Origin of the sequence: Burkholderia sp. LMG 13014, from assembly GCF_905232215.1 — a bacterium.
Lineage (GTDB): Bacteria > Pseudomonadota > Gammaproteobacteria > Burkholderiales > Burkholderiaceae > Burkholderia.
On record NZ_CAJNKE010000599.1, the window covers coordinates 1 to 3,553 of the forward strand.

Annotated in this window: 3 protein-coding genes; all 3 read right to left on the reverse strand. The window is 65.2% G+C overall.

What is annotated here, in order from left to right:
- Positions 1–111 precede the first annotated feature (111 nt).
- Positions 112–2,073, reverse strand: coding sequence for an arylsulfatase (locus tag JYJ84_RS31605; RefSeq protein ID WP_175219312.1), 1,962 nt, complete (start codon positions 2,071–2,073; stop codon positions 112–114).
- Between the two features lie 201 nt (positions 2,074–2,274).
- Entirely contained in the window at positions 2,275–2,994 is a 720-nt protein-coding gene (locus JYJ84_RS31610) for an SDR family oxidoreductase (protein ID WP_175219309.1), read from the reverse strand.
- Between the two features lie 337 nt (positions 2,995–3,331).
- A partial coding sequence (locus JYJ84_RS31615) for a hypothetical protein (protein WP_205189933.1) occupies positions 3,332–3,553 on the reverse strand: 222 nt, incomplete at its 5' end.

Here is a 3,553-nt window from a genome sequence, read left to right on the forward strand (position 1 = left end):
CGCCGCTGCGACGGGATTCGCATAGCCGGCCGCGAACGCGGCGGCGAACAGCGTGGCGGCCAGCGCCGCGCCGATCGTCCAGAACCGGAACCGCATCGTATCGCCCCGCTATCAGTAGTAGCCGCGCGGACGCAGCGGCTCGACACCGCCGACGTTGCTCATGTAGGTCTTCCACTGGTCGACGAGCGTGCTGATCACCGACGGGTTCTGCGCAGACACATCGGTGGTCTCGCCGCGATCCGACGCGAGGTCGTACAGCTGCCAGTGACCGTCGGGCGGCCCGAGCGGCGGCTCGGTCCACAGTGCCTTCCAGCGGCCGTCGGCGCTGCGCAGGTATGCGCGGCCATACGCTTCGTCGCCGAACGGCGTCGTATGCACCTCGCCCGTCGCCGAACCCGTGAGCACCGGGAGCAGCGACTGGCCCGTCACCGGATACACGTAGCGGTTGTTGTAGATCACCTTGCCCTTGTTCTGGTCGACACCCGTCAGCGTGTTGACGAGCGGCGGCGCCGGCTGCGACGGCGGCGTGACGCCCGCGACCGCGAGGAAGGTCGCCGTGTTGTCGGTCACGTGCGTGAACGCGCGCAGCGTCGGCAACTGCTGCGCCTGGCCCGGCAGGTGCACGATCGTCGGCGTCGAAACGCCGCCTTCGGCCGAATAGCCCTTCGTGAGCCGGAACGGCGACGCGCTCACCTCGGCCCAGCGCAACCCGTACTGCAGGCGCTGCGCGTTCTGCTTGCCGTTGTCGGTGCCGAGCGTCGAGTAGATCGGCGCCTGCCCGTTCGCGGTATCGGTCGCCGTCGGGTCGGCGCCACCGTCGATCGGCCAGCCTTCCGCGCCGTTGTCCGACTGGAACATGATGAACGTGTTGTCGTATTCGCCGATGTCCTTCAGGTGCTGGATCAGCAGGCCGATGTTGTAGTCGAGGTTCTCGACCATGCCCGCATAGATCTCCATGTAGCGCGACTGTGCCTTGCGCTCGGCCGGCGACAGGCTCGACCACTGCTTGTCGAACTTGCCGGGGCCGTAGTCGCTGTAGCCGTCCGCGGCCGAATGCACCGCGCTGATGTACTTCGCGCCGGGGGTGCCGTTGTTCGCGGTCGCGGGCGACGCGGCCGTCGTTTCCGGCAGGCCGTCGAACGGCTTGAAGTCGGCGGGGATCAGGCCGAGTGCCTTCTGCCGCGCGATCCGCGCGTTGCGGATCGCGTCGTAGCCGGCGTCGTACACGCCCGCGTACTTGTGCAGCCACGGATCGGGCACCTGCAGCGGCCAATGCGGCGACGTGTACGCCGCGTACGCGAAGAACGGCTTGCCGTCGCGCTGGTTCGAATCGATGTACGAGATCAGCTTCTGCGTATAGAAATCGGTCGAGTAGAACACGGCCGGGCTGCCGCCCGTACCGCCCGGCTGTCCGGGCTGGCCAGGCTGCACGTAGCGGCCGTCTTCCGTGTAGTTCGACGAGCCGGCCGGCTCGTGCGCGAAGTGGTTGGTCGCCGCGCCGCCGAGCAGCACGTAGCTGCGCTCGAAGCCCCACTGGTCGGGCGTCTGCCCGCTGCCCGTCGCGCTGCCGACGATTCCCGAGCCGATGTGCCACTTGCCCGCGATGTACGTGTGGTAGCCGGCGTCCTTCAATAGTTGTGCGAACGACAATGCACGGTCGTTCAGGTAGCCCTCGTAGCCGGGCAGCCCGCGCCGTTCGTCGGTCGGCACGCCCATCGTGCCTTCGCCGACGAGATGGTGGTCGGTGCCCGACACCAGCATCGCACGCGTGATCGCGCAGACGGTGCCCGTGTGATGGTTCGACAGGATGCGGCCCGACGCGACGAGCGCGTCGAGGTTCGGCGTATTGATTTCGCCGCCGAATGCATGGATGTCGGAATAGCCGAGATCGTCGGCCATGATGTACAGGATGTTCGGACGTTTCGCCGCCAGCGGCGGCGTGGGGGTGTTCGTCTGTGACGACGGCGCATCGCTGTCGACGCCGCCGCACGATGCAAGCGACAGCGCGCCGGCAATCGCGGCGCAGACGACACGGAAACGAAAAGCATGCAACGGCGACGCGGACTTTTTCATTGTTGTGAACGCTCGATCTACGGGATCGGCGATCTTAGCGTCGCGCGCGCGGCACCCAAAGTCCGATTCGTCACATGCTAACGGGGCGCTGGAATATGCGCGCAAGCCGAATGCACGCCATCCGCGCACGCGTATGCGCGCGCCCGGAATGCGTGGCGAAGCCGGCCGCGGCCGGGCCTCGCGTCTACTGCACCCAATGCGTCAGCTACGCCCGCCGAGACTGCCGCCGCCATCCACGGCCAGCACCTGCCCCGTGACGAAGCCGGCTTCGTCCGACAGGAAGAACGCGATCGCGGCCGCCACGTCGTCGGGCGTGCCGAGCCGGCGCGCGGGAATCGTCGCGAGCACCTTGCGTTCGGCTTCGCTGCCGACGGGCCGCGTCTGCCGGAACAGTTCCGTCTCGATCGGCCCCGGCGCAACCGCGTTGACGGTCACGCCATGCTCGGCCAGTTCGAGTGCCCACGTGCGCGTGCAGCCGACGAGCGCGCTCTTCGCGGCGGAATACGCGGTGCGATCGAGACTGCCGAAGATCGCGCGGCTGCAAATGTTGACGATGCGCCCGTAGCCGCGCGCCTTCATCGCATCCGCAAAGTGCTGCGTGACCTGGATCGCCGCCCGCACGTTGAGATCGAACACCGCCTGCAGCGACTGGAAGTCGATCTTCCCGAGCGGTTGCGGCAACGCGATGCCGGCGTTGTTCACGATACCGTCGACTTCATGCTGCTCGCCGATGCGCGCGAGGGTTGCCGCGGTCTGTTCGACGTCGGCGAGATCGCACGCGAGCAATTCGCCGGGAAAGCCGATGTCCGGCGTGTGACGCGCGAGGCCGATGACGCGATGGCCGCGCCGTGCGAGCAATGCGCTGACCGCGAAGCCGATGCCGCGCGAGGCGCCGGTGACGAGATACGTGCGAGATGACATGAGTGCTCCCGAAGTCCGTTCACATGAATGGCGTGGAAACGCGTTTCCGGGGCGAAAGCCCGGAACCTGCATTTTCGTCGGACGATTCTACGCGCGTAACGGGACGTTACGTCGTGTCGTTACGGGTGTGGCCGTAGCAACACGTTACGTTCGCGCCGCGTCAGCATCACCAGTCATTTTCAAATCGCGATTTTCATCCAAATATCGTCTGATTTAATTGAAATACTCGAAATACGAAAGAAAGTTTGTTAATCAATACCGGATTCGCAAACGTTTTACGCAAACAAAATGCACACCTCAAAAATAAGACGAATAATCACCTTAAAATAAATTCCGTTTAAAACAGCGGCAGGCACGCCTCTTGCTGATTCCCGCCACCATGTGCCGCGTTCGAACCAGAACGAATCACCCGAAAATCGGGCGGCGTCATATTTCGCACAAATGAATCCGGGGTCGGGGAAATGGTATCGAGCGCAAGCAGGCGTTTTGCCTGGGGGGCCGTGACGTGCCTGTCGCTATTCGCGACGGCACGCGCGCAGGCCCAGGACACCTTCGACGC